The sequence below is a fragment of the Neomicrococcus aestuarii genome (genome assembly GCF_014201135.1).
In the GTDB taxonomy this organism is placed as follows: domain Bacteria; phylum Actinomycetota; class Actinomycetes; order Actinomycetales; family Micrococcaceae; genus Neomicrococcus; species Neomicrococcus aestuarii.
In genome coordinates this window covers 2568353-2592197 of record NZ_JACHDR010000001.1, presented here as the reverse complement: position 1 = coordinate 2592197, position 23845 = coordinate 2568353, and the positions used below count along the sequence as shown (strand labels likewise).

The following is a 23845-nucleotide window of genomic DNA, read 5'->3' as shown; positions in this document are numbered from 1 at the left end:
AGCGTAGCGGACTCATCGGAAATCCACTGACTTTTATAACCCTTGATAAAAGTGCGTCAAAGTTGCTAATCTCAACTTGAAAGCACCAAATGATATCAAATTGCATGATTGGACTACAGATGATGCGACGGCATGTGCACGATCTCCTCACCCTGATTTCATTTCTTCTTCTCGGCGGCTTCTTCCTGGTAGTCGGCCACAGTCAGCTGACCCTTGCGGGAGCGCGTTTGAGCGGCATTTTTTCCCAGCACGACGCCGCAGCTTACGTCTCGCTCAAAGACGTTGAGTTCGTTGTGGGGCTTGCGTGCGGGACGGCCGGTCTGGCGATTCTCACGTGGCTTGCCGTGGGCGCCCTCTTCGGAACCGTTTCGGTGCTAGCTGCCCGGAGAGGTTTGCACTCGGTCTCTCAAAGGACAGCGAGTTACACGCCGCGCTTCATGAGATCGCTTCTGGCGCTTGTCTTCGGCGTCTCGCTTTTGGCGGCGCCGGGCGCTTTTGCCGAGAACTCCTCTTCTACTCAAGAGGTGCCAAGCCCCGCGTTCGTCAGCCAATCCATCACCGTTGAAACCGGTCCGGCCTCACCACCGGCCGCTCCCAGTAAAGCCGAGCGGGCGGTGCCACAAGCAGAACAGTCCCCCACTCCAGGCATCTCCGCCGAGACGTCATCAACACCTGTGCAGCACGAGGTGAATGAACATGTAGCGAAGAAGCACGAGGCGAAAGAACGCGAAAGCATGCGCGGGATTCCCGCTCAGCACCTCACGAGCGTCCTCTCGAGTGGTCAGCGGCAGAGCACCGCAGATCATCAAGAGATCACCGTGAAGAACGGTGACTCACTATGGGCGATTGTGTCCGAACACCTAGGTCCTCAGGCCACGAGCTCTGAAATCCATGCCGCTTGGCCCAAGTGGTACGAACGAAACCGTGCCGTGATCGGCGAGAATCCCCACGTGATTGTGCCTGGCACCGTCCTCATCAACCCCAATTTCTGAGTAACCCCACTAATTCTTAGGAGCACGTCATGGCACTTTCCACCCACGAAACCTTCGATTACCTAGACCACTCATTTGCCCGATCGGCCACGTCGCTGAAGCGCCCGGAGAGCTCGCGCAATAACGTGATCCATTTGCCGCAGCGTAGAAGTTTTCCGGCGATTGATGGCCAAGGCGCAGAGCCAGAGGGCGCCCCTGCATCACGTGACCTAGAGATTGCAGACTTTGAAACAAAGAGCACGCAGCTAGGCAAAACTCAGCGGCATGAGGCCACCGACATTGTGTCTCATTTGGTGACGTTCGTCAGCATTGCCTCTTTAGAGGCGGTGGCCGGCCAACGAAGCATGACGCAACTCCAACGCTTCGTCTCCGCCGCAGTCTTTGAAAAGCTCAAGCGCCGCGCAGAGCTCTTGGCATCCACCAGCTCTCCGATGGGATCGCGCGTCCATACCCTCCGCACGGCTGAAGGACGGAAACCGTCAAGGATTGCGCATGTGCGTTCCGTGCGCGTGTGCAATATCAGCGATCGCGTGTTTGAGGCTGTGGCGATCATTCAGGATCAAGAACGCGTTCGGCCGATCGCTATGCGCGTCGAGTTCCACAGAAACAATTGGCGTGTCACCCACTACGAAGTGGGGTGACACGCCAATTGTTCTAGGACTGCACTGTGGTGCTAGCTGTTCTTACGAGCCCGGCGGCCTTGCTTAGGTGCAGATTCCGACTTGCTAGGGGCTTCGTTGAAGGCCTCTTCTGCGCCTTCAAGAACGTTGACCTCTTCGACTTCTTCCGCGTCGCCGTCTTCAGTCGGTGCGGTGTAGCGCAAGGTGGCTGGTCGTGCTGGGGCGTTCAGGCCTGGTGTGGATAGCGGCGCCGATTCAGTAAGAACGCGTGCGTCCCGGATACCGGGAAGATTCACGGGTGCTGGCTGCTGACGTTCTACCTTCAGATTGAAGAGGTAGTTCACGCTCTCTTCACGGATGGATTCCATCATGGTCTGGAAGAGCGTAAATCCTTCACGCTGGTACTCCACCAGTGGATCACGCTGGGCCATGGCTCGAAGGCCAATGCCTTCTTTGAGGTAATCCATCTCGTACAGGTGCTCTTGCCACTTGGTACCGATGGTAGAGAGGATGACTCGGCGTTCTAGCTCGCGCATGTTATCTGCGCCAACTGCCTGTTCCCGCTCTTCGTACTGCACCTTGGCATCGGAGGATAGTTCCTTGATGAGGAACTCTGGAGTCAAGCGTGCACGGCTTCCAGCCTCTTCCACCACTTCGTCAACCGTAATTGAGACCGGGTAGAGGTTCTTGAGGTCAGCCCACAGTTTGTCCAGATCCCACGAGTCGCCGTGACCGGTGGCGGTCTGCTCGTTCACGATCGCGCCAATGGCGTCCTCAATGAATTCGAGTACGCGGCTGCGAAGGTCAGTTCCTTCGAGGATCTGACGGCGGTCACCGTAGATCGCTTCGCGCTGGCGGTTCATGACGTCGTCATACTTGAGAACGTTCTTACGCTGTTCAGCGTTGACCGCTTCAACCTGCGCCTGAGCGGACTCGATAACTCGAGAGACCATCTTGGATTCGAGCGCCATGTCATCTGGCATCGAGGGGTTGTTCATGATGGCCTGTGCGGGCTTCGCGTTGAAGCGGCGCATCAGTTCATCCGTCATGGACAAGTAGAAGCGAGATTCGCCGGGGTCGCCCTGACGTCCCGAACGTCCGCGCAACTGGTTATCGATGCGACGGGATTCGTGACGCTCGGTACCCAAAACGTACAGGCCACCGAGTTCGCGGATGCTGTCACCTTCGCGGTCTACTTCAGCCTTTGCGGCTTCGTAGACGCTGTCCCACACGAGCTCGTACTCTTCTGGGTTATCCGCGGCGTCCAGGCCGCGACGTTCCATTTCAGCGACGGCCATGAATTCGGCGTTTCCGCCCAGCATGATGTCCGTACCGCGACCAGCCATGTTGGTGGCAACAGTCACTGCGCCACGCTTACCGGCTTGGGCCACAATGGCGGCTTCACGAGCGTGCTGCTTTGCGTTAAGCACTTCGTGGCGAACGCCAGCCTGCGCGAGCTTGCGGGAGAGGTATTCGCTCTTTTCCACCGAGGTGGTACCCACGAGGACCGGCTGGCCGTTCTTGTGGCGCTCCACGATGTCCACCACAACCGCGTCAAACTTGGCAATCTCATTCTTGTAGATGAGGTCGGCTTTGTCTTCGCGCTGCATGCCGCGGTTAGTAGGAATTTCCACCACGCCGAGCTCGTACGTGCTCATGAATTCGGCGGCTTCGGTCTGTGCCGTACCGGTCATACCGGAGAGCTTGTCGTAAAGACGGAAGTAGTTCTGCAGCGTAACCGTTGCCAGCGTTTGGTTTTCGGGCTTGATCTCGACGCCTTCTTTGGCCTCGATCGCCTGGTGCACGCCTTCGTTGTAGCGGCGGCCGGACAGCGTACGTCCGGTGTGCTCGTCAACAATCATGACTTCGCCGTTCATGACGACGTAGTCCTTGTCCTTCTTGAACAGTTCCTTGGCCTTGATGGCGTTGTTGAGGAAGCCAATCAGCGGGGTGTTCTGGGATTCGTAGAGGTTGTCGATGCCCAAGTGGTCTTCAACGCGCTCAATACCCGGCTCCAAGATGCCAACGGTGCGCTTCTTTTCGTCGACCTCGTAGTCCTTACCGAGGGTCATCTTCTGCACGACGCGCGCAAACTCTGCGAACCAGCGATGCACATCGCCCGAAGCCTGACCGGAGATGATCAGCGGCGTACGGGCCTCGTCAATGAGGATCGAGTCAACTTCGTCAACGATCGCGAAGTAGTGGCCGCGCTGAACCAATTCGTCACGGGACCATGCCATGTTGTCGCGCAGGTAGTCGAAGCCGAATTCGTTGTTCGTACCGTAGGTGATGTCCGCGTTGTACTGCTCGCGGCGCTGCGCAGGATCCATGTGGGACAGGATGCAACCGGTCTGGATTCCCAAGAAGCGGTGGACGCGACCCATCAGATCTGACTGGTACTGCGCCAGGTAGTCGTTCGTGGTGACCACGTGGACACCCTTACCCGTGATGGCGTTGAGGTAGGACGGGCTCGTAGCAACGAGGGTCTTTCCTTCACCGGTCTTCATTTCGGCGATGTTGCCCAAGTGAAGAGCGGCGCCGCCCATCATCTGCACATCGAAGTGGCGCATGCCCAGCGTGCGGTCAGCGGCTTCGCGGACTGCGGCGAACGCTTCCGGCAGCATGATGTCGAGCGACTCACCGTCGATGTAACGCTGCTTGAACTTGTCAGTCTCGGCGCGCAATTCGGCGTCCGTCAACGACTTGAACTCGTCTTCGAGGACGTTGATGGCGTCCGCGTAGCCTCGCAGCGTGCGAAGAATCTTCTTATCGCCGGTCCGCAAGACGCGTTCTAGCAGTGATGCCACGTGGCAACTCCTGTTCGGGTGGGTGTTTTCGGCTGTCCTAGTCTACGGGAGCAAGCTCTCTGCCCCGTGCAAGCTTCCGCAGAGTTAGCTCAAAGCGTGAGAGACAGCCGCTGCAAGATCCCCGCGGGGAACAACTTCCACAGTACTCAGCTTCAGCCATTCGGCGAGCAGTTCGAGCTCTGCGGCGAGTTCGGTCGCCGTATCATCCGTAGCGTTCGCCTCTGCATGCGAGGCCTGCACCAGGAGTCTGCCGGCCGCACGGTCAGCTTTTAGATCCACCCGAGCCACCATCTGATCACGGAGCAAGAACGGAAGCACGTAGTACCCGTAGTGGCGTTTGGGTTCCGGCGTATAGATTTCCAGTCGGTACCGCATGCCAAAGAGGGATTCAAGGCGGTGCCGCTCAAAAACCATGGAATCAAAGGGACTCAGCAGCGCTCTTCCCTTTGCTTGCCGTGGTCTCTTTGCGTCCGGGTGAAGGTAGGCGGGCTCTTTCCACGCCGGTACGACGACGCTGGCTAGCGTTCCGTCCGCAACCATACGGTCCAGGATGGGTTGCACTCGCGAGTGGCGGATCCGGAAATAGTCGGCGAGGTGTCGGTTTGTCCCGATACCCAAGGCTTGCGCTGCCGCTAAGAGCAACCGACGCAACGCGTCGTCGTCGTCTTCCGGATCGTCAGTAATCTCTGGAACGAAACCGGCACGGACACTTGGCGGCAAAACGTTGGCGGTGAGCGCATAACGACGTTCGAAGCTGGAGTTTCGTCCCGCGCTCGAGACTAAGCCGCGCTCGAAGAGGATCTCTAAGGCGCGCTTGATGGTTGACCAGTTCCATCCCCATTCCTTGGGCGCGGAGGGGTCACGCGGCGGAATCAGATGGGAAAGTTCCAGTTCTATTTCGCGATTCGTCTTCGGACCTGAGCTAGAAAGAACCTTGAGGACAGCTTCTTCGGCAATGAGGAGATCTTGGGGATCAAACTGGTGGCTGCTGACCCACCGCCGGTATTGAAGACGGCGCAGGTCGTGGAAGTGTTCTGGCCGGATGTAGCTTGCCTCGTGTGCCCAGTACTCGATCATGGATCGCGGCGCCTTCGCGGACATCGAGTCGAAGTCCGCCACGCTGTAATTTCCGACTCGGGAAAACATCGGCAAGTAGTGGGATCGCGTCAGGACGTTGACTGAATCGATTTGAAGCAATTGGATTCGACGAAATTCGCGCCCCAGGCTTCGGGAGGAAGCTGGGGCGCTGATTCGTTCTTGGGAAAGGCCCTGTGCCGCTAACGCGATTCGTCGCGCTAGCGGCACAGGGATTACCGGTGAGGTCAAAACTTAGCTCTCTTCGGGTGCATGCACGGTGTCTCGGTAGGAGCGCGCGCCTTCAACAGGTTCGCTGCCATTCTCGAGGGAAATGATGCCGTAGGACCAACCGCGTCGACGGTACACCACCGAGTGGCAACCGGTTTCCTTGTCGATGTACAGGTAGAAGGGGTGTCCCACCAATTCCATGCGGTCAACAGCGTCGTCGGCAGTCATTTCATCCGCGGGGAATACTTTACGACGAATTTCCACGGGGCTTTCCGTGAGGGCTTCGAAGTCTTCTGAATGCTGAGATTCAGCGGTAGGTTCGGCGCTCAAAAGTGCATCAGCCAAAGTCACGTTGGTGGCCGCTGGTGGGAGCGAGGCCGTGGCCTCGTGAACTGCCACGGGAGCATGGCGCCCATGATGAACCTTGCGTCGATCTCTAGCCCTTCGTAGCTGTTCAAGCAGCTTTCCAAAGGCGAGATCAAAGGCCGCGAACTTATCTGCGGCGTGAGCTTCAGCGCGAATTGCGGGTCCGGAACCCACCACGGCGATTTCAACACTGACCTGATTGTCGGCATTGCGCGCATGCGGTTGATTGGTGACCTTCAGGTCGAGTCGCTGAACCTTCTTGGCCAGCTGTGAGACCTTCTCGATCTTCTCGGTAGCGTACTCGCGGAATCGGTCCGATACGGCGCCGTTCCTTGCGCTGATGTTCATCTCCACGGTGTCCTCCTTGGGAGTTCGGGTGACACAACAGCGGCACCAAGTTGCCCTTGAAGCCGCTGAAGATGGGGGTGTTTATTCCCGTTTCTGGGTGCCCATACTTCACCGTAGTCTGCTTTTACCGTTAAGCGAAGCTTTCTCGAGAATTAATCTGAAATTTCCAGAAAGCACACTTGTTTCACCTAGTCACCTAGGACTTTGAGTGGCTGCTAGAACTACCGCTCCGCACACGTCATAGCCAGCGTCGGCCAATGCTAGGTGCGCTCGAGCTACCGTTGAGCCGGTCGTTAAGACGTCATCAACTATGAGCACTTTGCATTTTGGCGGACTCGCCAAAACCACCGTCATAGTGCCGCGCCGCGAACGACGATCTCTGGCCCCGGCGCCTTGGTGCGAGCTCGTCCTTGACGAGCTCACCCGCAACAGTTGCGCCGCCTCCACCTGCTCGCTGCTTCGAAAGTTCCGCATGGCAACGTCCAGTAAGACGTTGACGGGCCTATAGCCACGTTTGCGAACACTCGCTGCACTCGCGGGCACCGGAACTATCAAGAGCCGTTCGCCAGGATCGAGCCCGACCCCCTCGATGGCTTCTCGCAGGGATCTGGCCAGCACTCGCCCTAGCTCTTTTCGCAGCGAATACCGTTCATGGTTCTTGAACGCCAAGATGCTTGCTGAGACGTGACCCTTATAAAGACCGGCCGCCCAGACTGGAAGCACACTGAAGGTTTCAAGGTCTAGCGGTAGCGCTTCTGCGGCTTCCTCAGCGCGAAATGGATGTGCGGTAGAGCGGTGCAATTCGCGCGTGCACCCCCGGCACAGGATCGCATCGTGTGCCCCGCAGGCGACGCAATCGGAGGGTAGGAAGACCCACGTCAGATCGGCGATGGCCCGCAACATGTGCTGAAGCCATCCCCACCTGCGAGCGCGATCCAACCAGCGCCATGCCCACTCAAGTTCCATACCCACAGTGTGCCGAGGTGAGGAACGCAAGCCAGCGTCGTCGTACTTTGTTGTGGATGAACCCCCACTCAACGGCAGCGCCAGCGGAACTGTGGGTGAATCCCTACCCGGGGTAGGCGAGCCCGGTAGCTTGGCCCTCGAGCTTGCGCCACGAGTTGCCCGAGCGCACGTAAATGCCCTCCGGGTTCTCCGCGTAGATATTGCGACGATCGCCGGCACCCGCCGAAACATTCGTAAGCCCCAGAAGCGGCGAGAACTCTTCACTCTTTCCGTCGATGGTTGCGCGGACCGGAGCCACCGGTTCCTCCGTGTCAGGGTTCCAAGCGATGATGCTGTCATCGCGCTCCCAGACCGCCCGTGTGAGGTGCTGCGAGAGCTGTAGCTTGACGGGCGTCTGCACGCCGCGGGGCACGCCTGCAGAATCGCGGATCAAACCGGCGATGTAGATCCCGGCTTCACCGTCGATCGTTGCAGCCACCACTACGCGGGCCCCATCGCGGGAGACACGGAAGCTCGTGACCTCGGCTCCGTCTAGCCATTCGGCCGAAATGTCTCTGGCTTCGCCGTCCAAAGCAGTATCGGAGGGCACTGCGATCACGTGCGCCCCGCCGTTGTGATTGACGGTCCACGTCCAACCCAAGTAATCCACGCTGGGCTGCGTGAAATTCGTGCCCGTAATAGCCACTCGCACCGTGCCGGCGTCGTCCACGGTGACGAGTCGTTTCCGGTCTCCCGACAAGAACGCGTAGCGCGTACCCACCGGCGACATGGCCGGATCCACCGGGTTGTAGGCGGAGACGTCCGGGATGTTTCCGATTGCCGTATAGCCGTTGCCCTGGAAATACACCAGAGCCTTATCCGCTACCGCAATTTGCGTGTTCGGCACAGACGCGTTGACTTGGGCCGCCTTGAACTCAGGGTCGGCTGCGCCAAGATCCACGGCTTGCTGATCCACCGTCATCACAACCGAACTGACGTTATCTAGTGAAGAGAGCGTGAGCTCGAGCTGCTGGCGCATGTGTTTGCGGCGCAGATCGGAAGCGTCCGCAAAGACGGTCGCGTCAAAATCGACTCGCGCCTCACCCGATTCAACCGGGACGGACGGCTGAGCGAGAGTAGCGCCCGGCGGGAACGCGCTGAAGACAGCATTGTTCAAGTGCGGAGCGGCGCCTTCCAGCATCGCGGAGATCACGGTTGCTGCGAGGCCCTGCTTGTTAGCGAACCAGCGCACGTCAGGGACCGCGTATTGGAAGGTTGAATCGTAGAAATACAGGGTGTGCGGCGAGAACAATGACTCAAAATTCCCCGCCTCAATGAGCACGCCATCTGGGGCTTGGCTGATACGCCATTGGCCGTTGACTTGGGTGAGCTGAAACGTCAGCAGTTGTGACGAACGATCCGGAAGAACCGCCCGGATTCCGGAATCATCCACGGTGGAGGACACTTCCACCGACACCCCGTAACTGCCTTCTTCAACATTGGAGACCACGGCAGGATCCGCGTCATAGACCGTCGCCTTGGCGGCGGGGTTCCAGGTGCCGGCGAACTCGGTGGTGAGGTATTCGCGCGCCGTTTTGTAGTCGTCGTTCGTGTCGACGCCGGCCTTGTAGAAGCCCTCAATGATTTCTTCGGGCGTCATGCCGTCACGCGGGCTGGCGGCGCTGAAGGAGAGGCTTCCGTCCGGTCCTTGCGTGGGCACGGTGGTGCTTACGCCAAGGGGCCCGGAGGTGGGAATTCCAGCGCAGCCGGTCAGCAACGCCATGACGGCGATGGTGACCGCGGCAACCATGTGTCTACCGTTCACTGCGTCCCTCCTGGTCGGTGAGCTGCTGGACTGGATGTGGTTCCGCTGCTGTGTCCGCAGCGTGTTGGATGGCCTCGGCGGTAGGTTCCTCGAAGGACGACGACGCAGCTTCCGTTTCAGGATCAGCCTCGGCTTCCGCGGCTTCAAGATCTGAGATCAGGGGCGCAATTTCCGGAGTCGGGGCATCCGCGGGGATCAGTGGCAGAGGAGACTCCCCCAGCACCATGTCCTTGGACTTCGGCAAAGTCAGCAGGAAGTTTGAGCCGTCACCCACCTGTCCCCAAGCCTGGAGCAGACCGCCGTGCAAGCGCGCATCTTCGGTGGCAATCGAAAGACCCAGACCGGAACCGCCTGTGGTTCGAGCACGAGCCGGATCCGCCCGCCAGAAGCGGTCAAAGACGCGGCTAGCCGCTTCTTCGGTGAGACCGATTCCATGGTCGCGCACGCTGACTGCGACGGCATGTTCGTTCTCGCCTATGAAAATGTCGATGGGCTTGCTTTCCGAGTGCTCCACCGCGTTGAGAACCAGGTTGCGGACCACGCGTTCGATTCGCCGCGGATCCATCGAAGCAACGATGGGCCCTTGCGGGTAGTGCGTGCGCAGTTCGGAGCCGATGCGGTCCGCGTGGATCTGAGCCATGTCTACCGCGCGCTGGACAATGGGCTTGATGTCCCAATTGTCCGAGTCCAGATCCACCACGCCGGCGTCGAATCGCGAGATTTCCAGCAGGTCGTTGAGCAGACTTTGGAAGCGCTCCACTTGGTTATAGAGCAGTTCGGCGGAGCGACGATTGATGGGGTCGAACTCGTCACGAGCGTCGTGCAGCACTTCGGCCGCCATGCGGACAGTGGTCAGCGGGGTGCGCAGCTCGTGGGACACGTCCGAGACGAAGCGTTGTTGCATGTGGGACAGCGTTTCGAGCTGTTGAATCTGGTCTTGCAAGCTATCCGCCATGCGGTTGAAGCTCTGTGCAAGTCGGGCGACTTCGTCCGCGCCGTGAACTTCCATTCGTTCTTCCAGCTGGCCCGCTGCAAGCTTCTCTGACACAGCCGCCGCATGGGCAACAGGTTGAAGGGACTGTCTGGTCACGTACCAGCCAATTCCACCAATGACGACCAACAGCAATGCGCCCGCGATCCATAGGATCCGGTGGATATAGTTCAGAGTTTCTTGGACGCTCTCAAGGTCATAGACCAGGTACAAGGCGTATTCGCGGCCCGGTGGCAGGGCCACTTTGGTACCGAAAACGAGTCCGGGTGAAACTCCGTCCGAGGTTGGAAGTGCGGTGGATTGCCAATACTGGCCCTGGTTCTCTCGAACCGCCGTGGCCAATTCTTCGGGAACCACAGCTGAGGTGATGCCACCGGAAGCTTGGGCCGAAACGTAGATGTTTCCTTCGCCCGGTAAAGGCGTCAAGATGAAGTCTCGTTGGACGGTGGCGCCGTCGCCTTCCAGCGTGCGCAAAGTATCCCGCACAAAAGCTACGGTTCCCGTACGGTCAGTGGAGCTCACCGCTTCGAGGGTGCTCTTGACCTGGCTCAGGCCTCTGTTGGCTTCGGACTCAACCTGTCGGAACCGTTCTTGAAACAGCCCACTGGCGATCTGCTGGGACAAGAACACACCTGTTCCCAGCAGCGCCAACGTAGAGAGAAGGACCGTAATCACCACGGTCCGGAGCTGCATAGAGCGGGCCCACCGCTGGTGCAACGCCGGAATCCACGTGCCGGGATTTCGCCATACGAAACGTGACTCTTCCGCGGTGATGGCCGGTCCACGGAAGAACAACAGACGTCGCGCGCGATCTCGGAGAACGGCAGACGCGGAAAACGGGACTATTCCACGCTGCGAGGGCGCGTGCTGTGATGCTTTTTCCGTGCTCGCTAAAGGCGCAAGCGTTGAGCCCTGATTCTTCTCGGGATCACGTGAATCGTCTGCCGCCGGTACCGCCTCAGACGATGGATCGCTCAGTGAGTTGGTCAGGACTTACCGGCCCGGTATCCCACGCCACGGACCGTGAGCACTACCTCAGGCGAATCCGGGTCAGTTTCCAACTTGGAGCGCAAGCGCTGAATATGCACGTTGACAAGGCGAGTATCCGCTGGGTGCTGGTAACCCCAGACGGCTTCCAAAAGCATGTCTCGGGTGAAGACTTGCCACGGCTTGCGAGCCAGCGTCACCAAGAGCTCAAACTCCAGTGGGGTCAGCGGGATCGCCTGGCCACCGCGGCGCACTTGGTGGCCAGCAACGTCAATCTCCACGTCAGCCACTTTGAGAACTTCGGGCATGCGGGTGTCGTTATCGCGCAAGCGCGCGCGAACACGAGCCACGATCTCGGCTGGCTTGAACGGCTTCGGAACGTAATCGTCGGCACCGGATTCAAGGCCGCGAACCACATCCGCAGTATCCGACTTCGCGGTGAGCATCACGATGGGAACGTCTGACTCAGCACGAATTTGGCGGCAAATCTCGATGCCGTCCATGCCAGGGAGCATCAGGTCCAGCAACACGAGATCGGGCTTGCTTGCGCGAAACGCTGCAAGAGCTTCGCCACCGTGATGACAAAAGACTGGTTCGAAGTCATCGTTCCGTAGAACGATGCCAATCATTTCTGAAAGGGCCTCGTCATCATCGACGACCAATACGCGCGCTTTCATTGCTCACCTCAAAGAGTTAATTTTCTCCCGCACAGAACCCTGTTGCGGCATCCCTCCCAGTATAGAAGCCAAGTTATCAACAGGCATGATCGGAGCACCGTGATTCTCACTAATCTGAAATTACCGAGAGAGGAACGGATCATGACTCACATCCCAAACGAGCCAATCGACCCCCACCGCCCACACACCACGCACTATTCCTACGAACCGCCTCGCCCAACGACCGTTGGAACCCAATACATCCCAGTTCCCGCACAACCAGGTTCGGTCCCGTTGCGGCCCCTCAACTTCAGCGACTTCCTGAGCGGATTGTTCAAGTCATTCGCTTACTCACCGTCTGTCTACATTGCTGCGTCTTTGGCTGGCAGCTTCTCATGTCTAATTGTTGCTGCTTCGCTCTACTTCTATTCCTTGGCCGGCGCTGTCATCGCTCTGATCTTCGCAACCTACGCGGTTGGCGCCATTTCCATTTCTGTCACACGCGGCATCGCAGGCCACAGGACGTCACTGAGCCAATCACTCAAACTGACCGTTCGCGGCTTCGTGGGAATCGCACTCCAACTCGGGATCCTCGGAATATTGCTACTCTTCATCACCTCGGCCAACACAATCGGAATTTTCTTGATGATGCTGATCGCAGATGTCTATCAGCACGATCCGTCAGTGACGTGGGTTTTGGCGGTGTTCTTCATCTGCCTATTGTTGGCAATTGGTCTGGCGTTCTTTTTCGTCAACTTCGCCGTGGCTCCTGCCGCCGCAGCCGTGGAGAGAGTCGGACTCTTTCGATCACTGAAGAGATCTTGGCGGCTTGTTCGAAAGCGCTACTGGAGAGTGCTTGGTACAACTCTCCTATCCGTCGTAGGAGTGCAGGCAGCCATCGGCATCTTTGGTGCCTTGCTGACAACTGTCGCAATTCCGCTCATCCCCGTCATCGCCCTTCTTGTAGGTGATGGGCTGACTTCTGGTGCGGTGTATCTCCTTGTAGTTCTTCTTGGGCTGCTCGTTGGAGCGGTACTCATTGCTCCATGTTTGGGGTTGGTCGTGATCAACGTCCTGCAATACATTGACTTGAGGTTTCGCCACGAAGGTTTGGATCACGTGATCGCTAGCGAAGACGCAACAGGTCAGAAACCCTTCATCCCAGGAACAGGCGCTTACGCGTCGGCGATGCGCTGACGCCCTGCGTCCACGAGGTCGGTCAATCGCCTGAGCGTGCGCGTAGCGTGCGCCGGCGATTGACTCTGTAGACCTTGGGTGGGTGTGAGAACGGTCTGGTGGAACTGGTCGAAGGACAAGCCCACGTTCCGCCATGGTTGAGAGATGCTCTCAAAGATCTGGGTCACGGGCTCGCGATCGTGAACTGCCAGCCCGGATCGCGACACATCAAGCGCCCCCAACCAGACCGACTTATCAGCCTCAATAAGTTCTGCGACGCCTTCCCACACACCCATGTCAGGTCGGTGTTTGAGGGCATCGACATACCAGCCGTCGGCTCCGATGCTAGCGAATCGGCCCAACGTCTCGGCATGCGCCCGCCCAACGGCACCGGACGTGTCCGAAAGGTTCAGAACGACGGAAGCTGCGTCGTCGTCCTTAATAACGCTCACGAAATTTGTCCATGTAGCCAGGGCCTCGGCGCGATCCACGGCACGAAGTGTCCGGTAACCGCTGATCGTCTTGATCTGTCCGGAAAGTGCGGCGTCTGCGTGGGGTTCTGAAACCAGCACGACGACGCTGCTCACCCCGGTAGCGCGGCGAACGGTGCGTACCCATTCAGAAATTCCGACCGCGAGCGATTGCGCAATATCGCGGCGCGCGCCCGAGTCGGAAATGACCTTTTCGCCGAAGTGCAAGTGCAGGCTCGAGGCGAGACTCAACGGCCCCAAGAACGGGAGCACGAGAGTCTCAGGCTGGTTCTGGGTCTCACCGATCACGTCGGCCATGATTCCCAGATCCGAGGTTCGAGCCGAAACGGCGCTTCGAACATCCTTGCCCGGGGCGTCCGTGACGCGCCAACCGTAAGGCTGAATATCGGCGAAGATTCCTTCAAGTACAGAAACGCTTCGGCCCAGTGTGTCAGAGGTGCGCCCACGATCAGGCAGCTCAAACACGGCTGGTAAATGAGGATGAACTAGCTCCCCGAGCACGACCTTTGCGTTCTCAACCGGGTCCGTTCCCGGCATCTGCCCGTGAACACTTGCTCGTAGCTCACGCTCGGGCATTCGACTCCCGGCTACCGACGCCCTCTTCAGAAGCGTGCTCTTCAGAGATCACCTGGTGATGGTGAATAACCTCGCTGATGATGAAATTCAAGAACTTCTCAGCGAATACCGGATCAAGATGAGCCTCAATAGCCAGTTTTCGAAGACGCTCTATCTGCGCCTTTTCGCGCTGCGGATCGCTCGGCGGCAACTGGTGACGAGCCTTGAGGTAACCCACCCGCTGGGTGGCCTTGAACCGCTCCGCCAACAAGTAGACGAGCGTCGCATCAAAGTTGTCGATGCTCCCGCGAATCGCATACAGCTCGTCAAGAACTGCTGGGTCCGTGGTGTTCACAAGCGACGATGCGTGCGGATCGTACTCTGCTCCAGACGCAGTGGTGGGGTCCTCAATACTCATGCGTTTCAGTCTATAGAGGTGCGCGCTCCGAGTTCGATTTTCGAAACACGCCCGTAACGCTAGACCTTAGATGGATCCCACGCTTGCGAATACGCCGCGTCAATGGTTGCCTGACCCAGCACTCGCGTTCCCTGGTAGAGCACCATCGTCTGGCCCGGAGCCACTCCGCCAAGCGCCTCGTTGAGGGTCGCGATCAACGTGCCCTCCGACGTGACGTGTGCGGTAGCCGCTACGGGATCAGCGTGTGCGCGCACCTGAACGGTGCACTCGAACGTCTCGCCTGTAATGACTTCGGGGATCGGAACGCCGGCCCAAGACACCTTGATGCCTTCAAGGCGATCCACCTTGAGCAAGTCCTTGGGACCAACAACAACCTTGTTTTCCTTCGGGCGCACCTGAAGGACGAAGCGCGGGCGGCCATCGGGAGCGGGACGCGAAATCGCCAATCCCTTACGCTGGCCCACCGTGAACGCTTCGGAGCCAGGGTGCTCACCAAGATCATTACCCTCATGATCCACAATGCGGCCCGGATTCATATCGATGCGCTCGGCAAGCCAACCACGGGTATCACCATCAGGGATGAAGCAAATATCGTGGCTGTCCGGCTTCTGGGCAACGGAGAGTCCGCGGCGTTCCGCTTCGGCGCGAACCTCGGCCTTAGACGGCGTATCAGCGAGCGGGAAGAACGCGTGCTTCAGCTGTTCGTGCGTCAGAACACCCAGCACGTAGGACTGATCCTTGGCCCAGTCAGCGGCGCGGTGAAGTTCCTTATTGCCGGCCTCATCCTCTGTAACCTTGGCGTAGTGACCGGTGACTACGGCGTCGAAGCCCAGCGCGAGGGCGCGGTCCAGGAGGGCCGCGAACTTGATGCGTTCGTTGCATCGCATGCAGGGGTTCGGGGTGCGTCCGGCGGCGTATTCGGAGACGAAGTCGTCAACGACTTCCTCGGCGAATCGCTCGGAGAAGTCCCACACGTAGAACGGGATGCCGAGCTTGTCGCATGCACGCCACGCGTCATTGGAGTCTTCAACGGTGCAACAACCACGGCTGCCGGTCCGCAAGGTTCCGGGCATGCGTGATAGCGCCAAGTGAACGCCGACCACCTCGTGGCCCGCTTCCACGGCGCGTGCCGCTGCAACAGCGGAGTCCACTCCGCCGCTCATTGCTGCCAAAACCTTCATGAAGACCTCTCTGACACGGTGGATTCATGCAACCCCGTGCGGATTATTAGTGAAATTCTCGGTTGCTCGATGCTTATTGGTATCGCTCAGTAGCTACTTACGCCCCGCAGCCATACCGGCCGCCTTGGAACGCTGATAAACGTCGGCAATTACGCTCAATACAGCGTCAACGTCTTCTTGGCTCGAAGTATGCCCCAACGTGATGCGTTGCACGCTTCGCGCGTCGTCGTCATTGCGTCCCATCGCCACCAGGACGTGGCTCGCGCGTGCCACCCCAGCGGTGCACGCGGACCCCGTCGATGTCTGCAAGCCTACGGAATCCAGCAAGAAGAGCAAGGTATCGCCCTCGCAGCCGGGGAAGGTGAAGTGGACGTTTCCGGGCAAGCGCTCCCCTTGATGGTCAGCATCCCGAGAGCCGTTCAGCGTGGCTTCCGGCACGCGCTCTTCGATGCCTGCAATGAGCGTGTCCCGCAAAGAAGCGATCCGCTCGTATTCGGCCTCCAAGTGTCCGACCGCTTCCTCCGCCGCTACCGCGAAGGCCGTAGCCGCCGCAGCGTTGAGCGTTCCCGAGCGCAAAGATCGCTCGTGCCCACCGCCATGTTGGACCGGCGTGAGTTTGACATCTCGGCGCACCAAGAGCGCCCCGATGCCTACCGGCCCGCCGATCTTGTGGGCCGAGATTGCCATGGTGGCTGCGCCGGAATCTTTGAAGGACACAGGCACTGAACCAAAGGCTTGCACCGCGTCCGTGTGCAAGGGCACGCCGTGTTCGGCGGCCGTTCGAGCCACCGCGGCAATGTCCTGAACCGTGCCGACCTCATTATTGGCCCACATCAGCGTGGCAAGGGCAATAGTTTCTGGCTCGTGCGCCACGGCCTTCGCGAAGGCGTCGACGTCAAGACGGCCGTCGCGATCCACGGGAATCACCTCGAGCACAGCGCCCTCGTGCGCTTCGAGCCACTCGGCGGTATCTAGCACCGCGTGATGTTCAATCCCTGTCAGCAAAATACGACGGCGACGTGTGTCCTCGGCTTGGCAAGTCCAGTACAGACCCTTGAGTGCCAGGTTGTCCGCTTCGGTTCCGCCCGAGGTGAAGATGATCTCGGTGGCGTGTGCGCCGGCGGCTTTCGCTAGGCGCTCGCGTGCTTCTTCCATCACTCGGTGTCCGCGCCGGCCGGAGGTGTGAAGCGATGACGGATTGCCAGTAGTGGCAAGCTCGCGGGTCATCGCCTCGAGCGCCGCGGGTGTCATAGACGTGGTGGCGGCGTGATCAAGATAAATGGGGGGATTAAAGGAAGAAGAGATCATTTCTCACCATTTTACGCCGTCTGTGACAGTAAACTGCGGGAGGTCCCACCACCTCATGGAGAGTCAGCCGCATATGTTTGAACCCACCTTCCGAGCGCCAGTCCACACGTTTGTCAACGATCTCACCCAGCAGTCGCGAACCATCGACTTTTCGCGCCGCCTTGTGGTGATGGCGGTGGTGAATCGCACGAAGGATTCGTTCTTCGATTCGGGTGCGACGTTTGCGTTGGATCGAGCCGTCGAGGCGTCCCTGGCTGCCGCAGATTCCGGCGCGGATTGGGTGGACATTGGGGGCGTTTCCTTCTCCCCCGGCCCGGCATTGAGCTGGGAAGAAGAAGCCGATCGCGTGGTACAGGTCATTCAGGCCGTCCGCGAGCGCAGCGACGTGATCCTCTCCGCGGACACCTTCGACGCCAAGGTCGCAAATGCTGCGCTCTCGGCCGGCGCGAACGTCGTCAATGACACCACGGGCCTGAGCGATCCTGATTTGCTGGGTGTGGTGGCGGACCACGGCGCGCATTTGGTGATCACTCACTCCCTCGCCGCGCCCCGGACGGTGTACCCGCGGCCACAGTATGACGACGTCGTAGCATCCGTCCGCAGCTTCCTTGAGGTTCGCATTGAGCGGGCGTTAAGCGAGGGCGTTGCCGCTGACAAGATCCTGATTGATCCCGGTCACGACTTGAACAAGAACACGCTGCACTCTCTCGAGCTGACGCGACGATACGCGGAGATCGCGAATTTGGGATTCCCGGGGTTGGCTGCGGTGAGCAACAAGGACTTCATCGGTGAAGCCATTGGTGTCCCGAAGTTTGAGCGTCAATCCGCGTCCATCGCGGCAGCCACCATGAGCGTGCTCAATGGTGCACGGGTAGTTCGCATGCATAACGCGGCCGAGTCCGAGAAGGCCATGCGCTTCCTCGAGGTAGCGCTGGGGTGGCGAGAGCCCGTTGAACTCAAACACAATATGGGTGACGTGAATCAGCCTGCGGACTTAGCGCCGCTCACCAACGGAGCGCAACCCGCTGACGCAGCACAACGCCGCCTCTAGGATGAACGCATGAGAAACCTGACGGGTAGTGGTGAGGTACTTTCCGAAGACGATCTCTTGGCGCTCTATGAGCCACCAGCGGATTCGTCCGCAGGGTTTGTGCGATTCAACTTCGTCATGACGGCCGACGGCGGGGCGACGCATCGCGGCGTCTCCGGAGATATTGGCGGGCCCGCGGACAAGCAAATGTTCCAGCTGCTACGGCGCTTCGCACACGTGCTGCTCATGGGCGCGGGAACAGTGCGGGCGGAAGGCTACGAGGGCGACGTGCTCAGCCTCGAGGACAAGTCGTGGCGTTCCCAGCGCGGGTTATCCGAGTACCTCCGGGTGGCGCTAATTTCAGGCAGCCTTCATCTTGATCCCCAGGATAAATTCTTTCAGCAGTCCCCTACCGTGCCTCTGATCTATACGTCGGAGAGCTCTTCGCCAGATCAACGCGCCAAGCTGTCGGACGTTGCAGAAATCGTCCTTGCGGGAAAGGACCGAGTGGAGCCACAGCTGGTGGTCCAGGACTTGCTCCAACGCGGCTACTCCATGATTCATTCGGAGGGCGGTCCTACGGTGCTAGGAGAATTTCAACAGGCGAACCTCGTGGATTCGCTGTGCGTGACGCTCGCACCTAAGACAGCCGGCCCGGGCGAAAAGCGCATCGGCGGAGACGCTGGAAACACCGCCACCAACGAGCTGCGGGACATGCAGCTTCATCACGTCCTCAAACAGGACGGCGAGTTGGTGCTCGAATACCGCAAGTAGTTCTTGCGGGCGCAGACCGGACAAAGGGCCAGACCACAAAGCTAAACCAACAGCGAGATCGCTCGAGGAATCACCGTCACGCTGACAGGTGCTGGCCCCAGTGCCTCACCATCACCGAACGCCGTCATGTTGGGGGTCTCTAACGCGACCTGTGTGACGCGCTGATTGGTCATCGCATCACGACTGGCGTGCCTGCCGGAGAAGATTCGTGGGAAAAGGGTAGCAAACTCTCGCAGGTTCAGCGGCCTGATAATGCCCAAGTCAAGCAGACCGTCATCGAGCAGCGCGTCCGGAATAATGCGCATCCCACCCCCGAGGTACTGGCCGTTCGCTACGGAGGCGAGCCACGCCGTCGTACTCCATTGCGTCACGGAACCCGCAGCGTCCGTAGCCTCAATGCGGTAGGTGCGCGGTTTCAAACTGCGAAATTCGCGGGCCAACCCCACCACGTATTTGGCTTGCCCGGGCGGAAACCGCAACGCGTTCGCCCGCTGATTCACGATGGCGTCCACGCCGACGCTCACGATTCCCATCACGATCCTGCTCCCCCACGCCCCGCTGACCTGCATGGCGTCCACCTCGCGAAGGCTGCCGGTTCGCAGGCTGTTCGCCAGTTTGGCCGCAGCCGCCGCCATGTCCCGACGCTGTCTCCGTGATTGCCGGGTTCCGAGCGACCTCACGAAGTCATCTCCACTTCCGACGGGCACGATCCCGAGCGGCACGGGCGCGGGAACTTCGGTTCCTGCCAAGACGTTGGCACCTATATGCACCATTCCATCCCCGCCCAGCACTACCAGCGCAGCTACGGGGGTGGAGGTATCGGCGAGCTCTTGCGTGAAGGCCGCTTCAAGCTCGGTAGCGGACGGCGCAGTCATCAACAGCACGGGAACGCTAGGAATTTCGCGGCGCAAGTGCTCCACGAAAGTGCTGGCCAGTCGGGGGCGGTTGCTGGCCACCAGGATGCGAGATTCCGGGCGGAGAGTCCACGCGCTACGTTGCGCTGCAGGCTGATTCATGACCAGAGCGTACGATACTCCCGCAGGATCGATAAGATTTGTTCACAATTGCGGCCTGACGTGGCCGCCCGAGTTGCTGTCAGCAAGGAGACCCCAGAGTGAGCGAGGCCCCCAGCCACTACCGCGTCTTGGGTGTGTCCGTCACCGCCACCGCCGCTGAAATCAAGAGTGCCTACCGGCGCAAAGTGCGCGAAACTCACCCCGATTTGGGTGGAGATTCGGCGCAGTTCGACGTCGTGCGGCGCGCTTTTGAGGTGCTCTCTGACGAGAAAGCCCGCGAGAGTTATGACCGTAGCTTTGGTTCGCGGCGGCCCGCTGGTCAGCCTGCGAATTACGGTTCGGGCTATTCCGGCGCGGGGTACGACGACGCTGGCCCCGGAAATTCTGGAGCGGACCGTAACGCTCGGATGTGGCGTACGGACGCCCACGGTGACACGCGTTCCGGCAAAGCGAAAGCAACGGATCCGGTGGATTTTGTGCCTCCTTTCCGAGACGGCGAGTATTCCGAGCTGACGCGAGCGCAAGCCATGCAGCGGGTTTACGGCGCACCCCGGAAACGCGGGTTGTTCTCGCAGCGTTCGCGGCTCGAGCGTGAGGCGCGCGTGATTCGTCTGCTCATGAGCAATGTGCTGGAGGCGTTCCCTTCCGCACGGCTGGTGAACGGACTGCACACCCCACACGGCCGCGGCTACATTGATCACGCCGTGCTCTCTGGTTACCGGCTGGCGTTGATCGACTCCATGATGTTGCCCGAAGGCGTGTACCAGTGGGACGGGCAGACCTTGCGCCGTGACGGACGAGTGATCGAGCCTCCGCGCTTGATCGATTCCGTCCGGCTCATGCAATCCGTGTTCCCGGAACTGAATGTGATGGGCTTTGCGATAGTGCTGACCCCTGGAGGGTCTCCCTTTGAACCGGTGATCGATGAAGTGCGGCGCGGGAACTCCGAGTTCACTTCACCGTTGGAGGTCACCAACTCGGCCAACGCTATGCGTGAGCTCAAAATGTTCTTGGGCTCTGGCCCGCAGCCGAATGTGGTGGATGTTGGCTTGTATGCGCGCCTCATTCGGGCGATGCACGACTAACCCAGACGCCCACGCCACTATGATGGCTGAGTGTTTCGCATTCTCTTTGTAAATCCAGAAATCCCCGGTAACACCGGAAATGCCATTCGTCTAGCTGCCGTTACCGGCGCTGAACTGCACATCGTGGAGCCGGTGGGCTTCGACTTTGAGGACGCCAAGCTACGCCGGGCCGGACTGGATTATCACGACCTCGCCGTCATGACGGTGCACCCGAACTTTGAGGCCGCTCTTGAGGCTCTCGGTGAAGGCCGGCTCTTCGCGTACACGTCCCGCGGAGAAGTGCGTTACTCGGATATTGAGTACCGTGCTGATGACATTTTGATGTTCGGCAAAGAATCCACTGGTTTGGATGAAGAACATTTGGTTCACCCCCGCGTCACGTCGCGAGTGAACATCCCGATGCTTCCGGGGCGGCGCTCCTTGAACCTCGCAAACTCTGCGTCACTTGTGGTTTACGAAGCGTGGCGACAGGTTGGCTTCAGCAACGCCGGGTAGTCTGGGCACGTAGTCCTCGCACAACACCGCGACCACCTCAAAAGCCCGCAGTTTCCGCCGTACCAAGGCCGGAACCTCGCCAAGGATTCTTCACATGAGCTTCAATTCGCCCTCCGCCCCTCGTTCTTCTGACGGACGGAGCTTGGACGACCTCCATGGAGTCAACCATCCGGATGCAGACTCTCAGGATGACTTTGGCTTAGACCTCGTTGATGAGCTCAGCGAGCATCCCGAGGAGCCCGCGAACCGTCCGGTGAAGAAGTGGATGCTGGTTGCCGGAATGTTGGCCATTCTGGTGGTCGGCGGAATTGTGTTGCTGACGCTGCTGACGCCTAGGGACTCCTCCGGGAAGATCGTTGACGCCTCCGACGCGCAGACCTCTGCCCAGGACATCACCAATGGCGGCAGCGCAAACATTGTGATCTCAGAGTCCGAAGATGGAATTGCCGTTCAGGCGCTTGACCTTCCGCTGGCTCCCGAAGGTTTTGACTACCAGTGGTCCGCAACCGCGAGCGATGGTTCCATTCGACTCTTGGACGCCCTTGAGGATGACAAGACGGACAAGTGGGTGAGCGTTCACGATCTTGCACGACTCGACGATCTCACCCTGTCCCTTGAGACCGACGGCGGACTCGATGTTCCTGAGGGCGAACCCCTTGTGGTGATCGCAACCCCGTAAGGTCCGCCGCTCAGGAACTACGTTCTAATACCCCGGCACCGGAATCAGAAGAACTTTGTTGTCAGAGAGATTCTGAACTTAGAAGCCGGAGATGGTCGATGCTCCATTGACGGTGACCGCGTGGAAAGCTTCGCTCAGCGCACCTTCTGGCTGTCCCCCGCGACGTGCAACATTCACTAGTTTGTTGTTGACGTGGTCCATCATGCGCGCCGGATCCGGATGCTGGCTCAAGTGAGCCATGAGAGCCTCGTGCTTCTTGTCCAGCACGCTGGAGATGTCCACGAAGTGGTTCTCCCGCTCTTCCGGTCCGCCGAACAGCCACAGTTCGCGCAACCGATACGCTTCAAGCCCTTGAGCCTGCAACTCTGGGAACGCAAAAGGATTCTCTAGCGCCGGGTAGCTCGCACGCACCACGGCCTCTCCCACGGAGAGGTGATCTGGGTGCTGGCTCTGCATGTTGCCCCAGTTCCGCTCGGGATGGTGGGCCAAAACAACTTGTGGCCGCAGTTGGCGCAAGAGCGCAACGATCTTCTTCTGCAGTTCAAGCGTCGGAGCCACATAGCCGTCCCGCTCGCCCAAGAAGTGAACGTCGGCAACGCCTACTCGGGCGGCGGCCGCGCGTTGCTCATCTTGGCGCATGCGCTCAATATCCGGGCGGTGGCTTTCATCGAATCCGCCCGCGTCACCGTTGGTAACGAGGCAGTATTCGACGTGGACGCCGGCCTGGGTCAACCGTGCAATGGTTCCGGCAGCCCCGAAATCAAGATCATCCGGGTGAGCTGCGATGGCTACCACGTGCGTGAGCTCAAAGTCGTCTCCCCCGAGGAATCGTGGCGCTTCAGTCATTGCGCTTCCGAAGCTCCGCTGCAGCCTGTGGCAACACATTCTTCAGATCGCCCACGATGCCGAGGTCAGCGATCTCAAAGATCGGCGAATCGGGATCATCATTGACGGCGACGATCACACGCGAGGTCTGCATGCCGGCCTTGTGCTGGATGGCCCCGGAGATACCGGCGGCGATATAAAGCTGCGGAGCAACCGTCTTACCGGTCTGACCCACTTGAAGATCATGGTTGATCCAGCCCGCATCAACGGCGGCACGGGACGCGCCCACGGCTGCACCCAGTGCGTCGGCAAGATCCTCCACGGGAGTGAAGTCACCATCCACACCGCGACCACCGGAGACCACGATGCGTGCGGCTGTCAGATCCGGACGACCGCTAACGGCCTTCTCCCGAACCTCCACCACACGAGCGCCAGGAGCCGGATCCTCGACAGGAATTTCCAGCAGGTCAGGTTCCTCAGCGGCAGCTGGAGCGGTGTACTCCACGCTGTTTGCCTTGAGCGTCACGATCAGCGGGCCTTCGGTCACTCGAGCCTGCGTGGTGTACGCGCCAGCCAGTACCGACTTGGTCACGGTGCCGTCTTCAGCGATATCCACGGCGTCCGTGACGACGCCGGCGTTGAGCTTGACGCCGAGCCGGGCCGCAATTTCCTTGCCGTTGAGGGAGTTAGGAAGTACGACGCCGCTGGCTTCCGTCTCGCTCAAAGCGATAGCAAGCAATTGGGTTTCGAAAGTGAGGAAGTTGGTGTGCGCTTCAGTGCCTGCGTTTTCAGGAACTACGACGCCGGAGACGCCAGCGGCGCCTAGCTCAGCCACCGATTCGTCGCTGACTGGTTGAGCGGAAACTACCACGGGGTCTCCGAGACGACGGCCAGCCGCAATGAGCTCTAAGGACGCGCCGCTGAGAGGGGAAGAAATCGAATCAAGATAAACCAATGAAAATGCCATGTG

General features: G+C 59.5%; 22 protein-coding genes. 9 read left to right on the top strand and 13 right to left on the bottom strand.

Translation table 11 applies throughout. From position 1 onward, the window contains the following. Nucleotides 1-104 precede the first annotated feature (104 nt). Both HD598_RS11925 and HD598_RS11920 read left to right on the top strand, forming a co-directional pair. Entirely contained in the window at nucleotides 105-992 is an 888-nt protein-coding gene (locus HD598_RS11925) for a LysM peptidoglycan-binding domain-containing protein (RefSeq protein WP_183666140.1), read from the top strand. Nucleotides 993-1021: 29 nt separating this feature from the next. Further along, nucleotides 1022-1633 carry an Rv3235 family protein gene (locus tag HD598_RS11920; protein ID WP_071893164.1) on the top strand — a complete coding sequence of 204 codons (612 nt, stop codon included), beginning with the start codon at nucleotides 1022-1024 and terminating at the stop codon, nucleotides 1631-1633. A 32-nt stretch (nucleotides 1634-1665) separates the two neighbouring features. On the opposite strand, the gene secA is transcribed toward HD598_RS11920, so the two are convergent. The 3 genes from secA to hpf form a co-directional block, all read right to left on the bottom strand. Further along, on the bottom strand, nucleotides 1666-4419 hold the full coding sequence (gene secA, locus HD598_RS11915) for a preprotein translocase subunit SecA (RefSeq protein WP_183666138.1): 2754 nt from the start codon (nucleotides 4417-4419) through the stop codon (nucleotides 1666-1668). An 84-nt stretch (nucleotides 4420-4503) separates the two neighbouring features. Further along, nucleotides 4504-5745 carry a winged helix-turn-helix domain-containing protein gene (locus HD598_RS11910; protein ID WP_221244640.1) on the bottom strand — a complete coding sequence of 414 codons (1242 nt, stop codon included), beginning with the start codon at nucleotides 5743-5745 and terminating at the stop codon, nucleotides 4504-4506. Nucleotides 5746-5748: 3 nt separating this feature from the next. Beyond that, nucleotides 5749-6444, bottom strand: coding sequence for a ribosome hibernation-promoting factor, HPF/YfiA family (gene hpf, locus HD598_RS11905; RefSeq protein WP_183666136.1), 696 nt, complete (start codon nucleotides 6442-6444; stop codon nucleotides 5749-5751). Nucleotides 6445-6748: 304 nt separating this feature from the next. Between hpf and HD598_RS13630 the strand changes: the two genes are divergently transcribed. Further along, the gene (locus HD598_RS13630) at nucleotides 6749-6946 is read left to right on the top strand and encodes a hypothetical protein (protein WP_260170566.1); all 198 of its coding nucleotides are present in this window, start codon (nucleotides 6749-6751) and stop codon (nucleotides 6944-6946) included. A gap of 561 nt (nucleotides 6947-7507) precedes the next feature. Here the strand turns inward: HD598_RS13630 and HD598_RS11895 are convergent. From HD598_RS11895 to mtrA, 3 genes are all read right to left on the bottom strand, one after another. Continuing rightward, complete coding sequence (locus HD598_RS11895; RefSeq protein WP_183666132.1) at nucleotides 7508-9193, bottom strand: LpqB family beta-propeller domain-containing protein; 1686 nt, start codon at nucleotides 9191-9193, stop codon at nucleotides 7508-7510. 4 nt (nucleotides 9194-9197) lie between these two features. Beyond that, nucleotides 9198-10892, bottom strand: a complete 1695-nt coding sequence (mtrB, locus tag HD598_RS11890; protein WP_183666130.1) for an MtrAB system histidine kinase MtrB — start codon at nucleotides 10890-10892, stop codon at nucleotides 9198-9200. Between the two features lie 293 nt (nucleotides 10893-11185). Then, entirely contained in the window at nucleotides 11186-11863 is a 678-nt protein-coding gene (gene mtrA / locus HD598_RS11885; protein WP_183666128.1) for an MtrAB system response regulator MtrA, read from the bottom strand. A gap of 141 nt (nucleotides 11864-12004) precedes the next feature. Here mtrA and HD598_RS11880 point away from each other — a divergent pair, with 141 nt between their 5' ends. Beyond that, the gene (locus HD598_RS11880; RefSeq protein ID WP_183666126.1) at nucleotides 12005-13039 is read left to right on the top strand and encodes a hypothetical protein; all 1035 of its coding nucleotides are present in this window, start codon (nucleotides 12005-12007) and stop codon (nucleotides 13037-13039) included. Here the strand turns inward: HD598_RS11880 and HD598_RS11875 are convergent. The 4 genes from HD598_RS11875 to HD598_RS11860 form a co-directional block, all read right to left on the bottom strand. After that, nucleotides 13018-14046 (bottom strand): uroporphyrinogen decarboxylase/cobalamine-independent methonine synthase family protein, encoded by a 1029-nt coding sequence (locus HD598_RS11875; protein WP_183666124.1) that lies wholly within the window; start codon nucleotides 14044-14046, stop codon nucleotides 13018-13020. The two genes, HD598_RS11880 and HD598_RS11875, sit on opposite strands and share 22 nt — an antisense overlap. Nucleotides 14047-14071: 25 nt before the next feature. Beyond that, nucleotides 14072-14482 carry a chorismate mutase gene (locus HD598_RS11870; RefSeq protein ID WP_071893133.1) on the bottom strand — a complete coding sequence of 137 codons (411 nt, stop codon included), beginning with the start codon at nucleotides 14480-14482 and terminating at the stop codon, nucleotides 14072-14074. A 59-nt stretch (nucleotides 14483-14541) separates the two neighbouring features. Beyond that, complete coding sequence (gene mnmA / locus HD598_RS11865) at nucleotides 14542-15663, bottom strand: tRNA 2-thiouridine(34) synthase MnmA (RefSeq protein WP_071893130.1); 1122 nt, start codon at nucleotides 15661-15663, stop codon at nucleotides 14542-14544. 93 nt (nucleotides 15664-15756) lie between these two features. Next, the gene (locus tag HD598_RS11860; RefSeq protein WP_183666122.1) at nucleotides 15757-16971 is read right to left on the bottom strand and encodes a cysteine desulfurase family protein; all 1215 of its coding nucleotides are present in this window, start codon (nucleotides 16969-16971) and stop codon (nucleotides 15757-15759) included. A 55-nt stretch (nucleotides 16972-17026) separates the two neighbouring features. Between HD598_RS11860 and folP the strand changes: the two genes are divergently transcribed. Both folP and HD598_RS11850 read left to right on the top strand, forming a co-directional pair. Beyond that, nucleotides 17027-18022, top strand: a complete 996-nt coding sequence (folP, locus tag HD598_RS11855) for a dihydropteroate synthase (protein ID WP_260170563.1) — start codon at nucleotides 17027-17029, stop codon at nucleotides 18020-18022. Between the two features lie 9 nt (nucleotides 18023-18031). Beyond that, complete coding sequence (locus HD598_RS11850; protein ID WP_183666120.1) at nucleotides 18032-18775, top strand: dihydrofolate reductase family protein; 744 nt, start codon at nucleotides 18032-18034, stop codon at nucleotides 18773-18775. Between the two features lie 41 nt (nucleotides 18776-18816). On the opposite strand, the gene HD598_RS11845 is transcribed toward HD598_RS11850, so the two are convergent. Further along, on the bottom strand, nucleotides 18817-19791 hold the full coding sequence (locus HD598_RS11845) for a diacylglycerol/lipid kinase family protein (RefSeq protein ID WP_183666118.1): 975 nt from the start codon (nucleotides 19789-19791) through the stop codon (nucleotides 18817-18819). Between the two features lie 98 nt (nucleotides 19792-19889). On the opposite strand from HD598_RS11845, the gene HD598_RS11840 reads away from it, so the two are divergent. From HD598_RS11840 to HD598_RS11830, 3 genes are all read left to right on the top strand, one after another. Beyond that, nucleotides 19890-20876 carry a J domain-containing protein gene (locus tag HD598_RS11840; protein WP_183666116.1) on the top strand — a complete coding sequence of 329 codons (987 nt, stop codon included), beginning with the start codon at nucleotides 19890-19892 and terminating at the stop codon, nucleotides 20874-20876. A gap of 30 nt (nucleotides 20877-20906) precedes the next feature. Continuing rightward, nucleotides 20907-21371, top strand: coding sequence for a tRNA (cytidine(34)-2'-O)-methyltransferase (locus HD598_RS11835; protein ID WP_183666115.1), 465 nt, complete (start codon nucleotides 20907-20909; stop codon nucleotides 21369-21371). A 94-nt stretch (nucleotides 21372-21465) separates the two neighbouring features. Further along, entirely contained in the window at nucleotides 21466-22050 is a 585-nt protein-coding gene (locus HD598_RS11830; RefSeq protein ID WP_183666113.1) for a hypothetical protein, read from the top strand. Between the two features lie 78 nt (nucleotides 22051-22128). Here the strand turns inward: HD598_RS11830 and HD598_RS11825 are convergent, their stop codons facing one another. After that, nucleotides 22129-22896, bottom strand: a complete 768-nt coding sequence (locus tag HD598_RS11825; RefSeq protein ID WP_221244638.1) for a PIG-L deacetylase family protein — start codon at nucleotides 22894-22896, stop codon at nucleotides 22129-22131. Continuing rightward, a complete protein-coding gene (locus HD598_RS11820) occupies nucleotides 22889-23842 on the bottom strand; it encodes an electron transfer flavoprotein subunit alpha/FixB family protein (RefSeq protein ID WP_183666111.1) in 954 nt (317 codons plus the stop codon). Before HD598_RS11820 ends, HD598_RS11825 begins: the two co-directional genes overlap by 8 nt. Nucleotides 23843-23845: the final 3 nt, after the last annotated feature.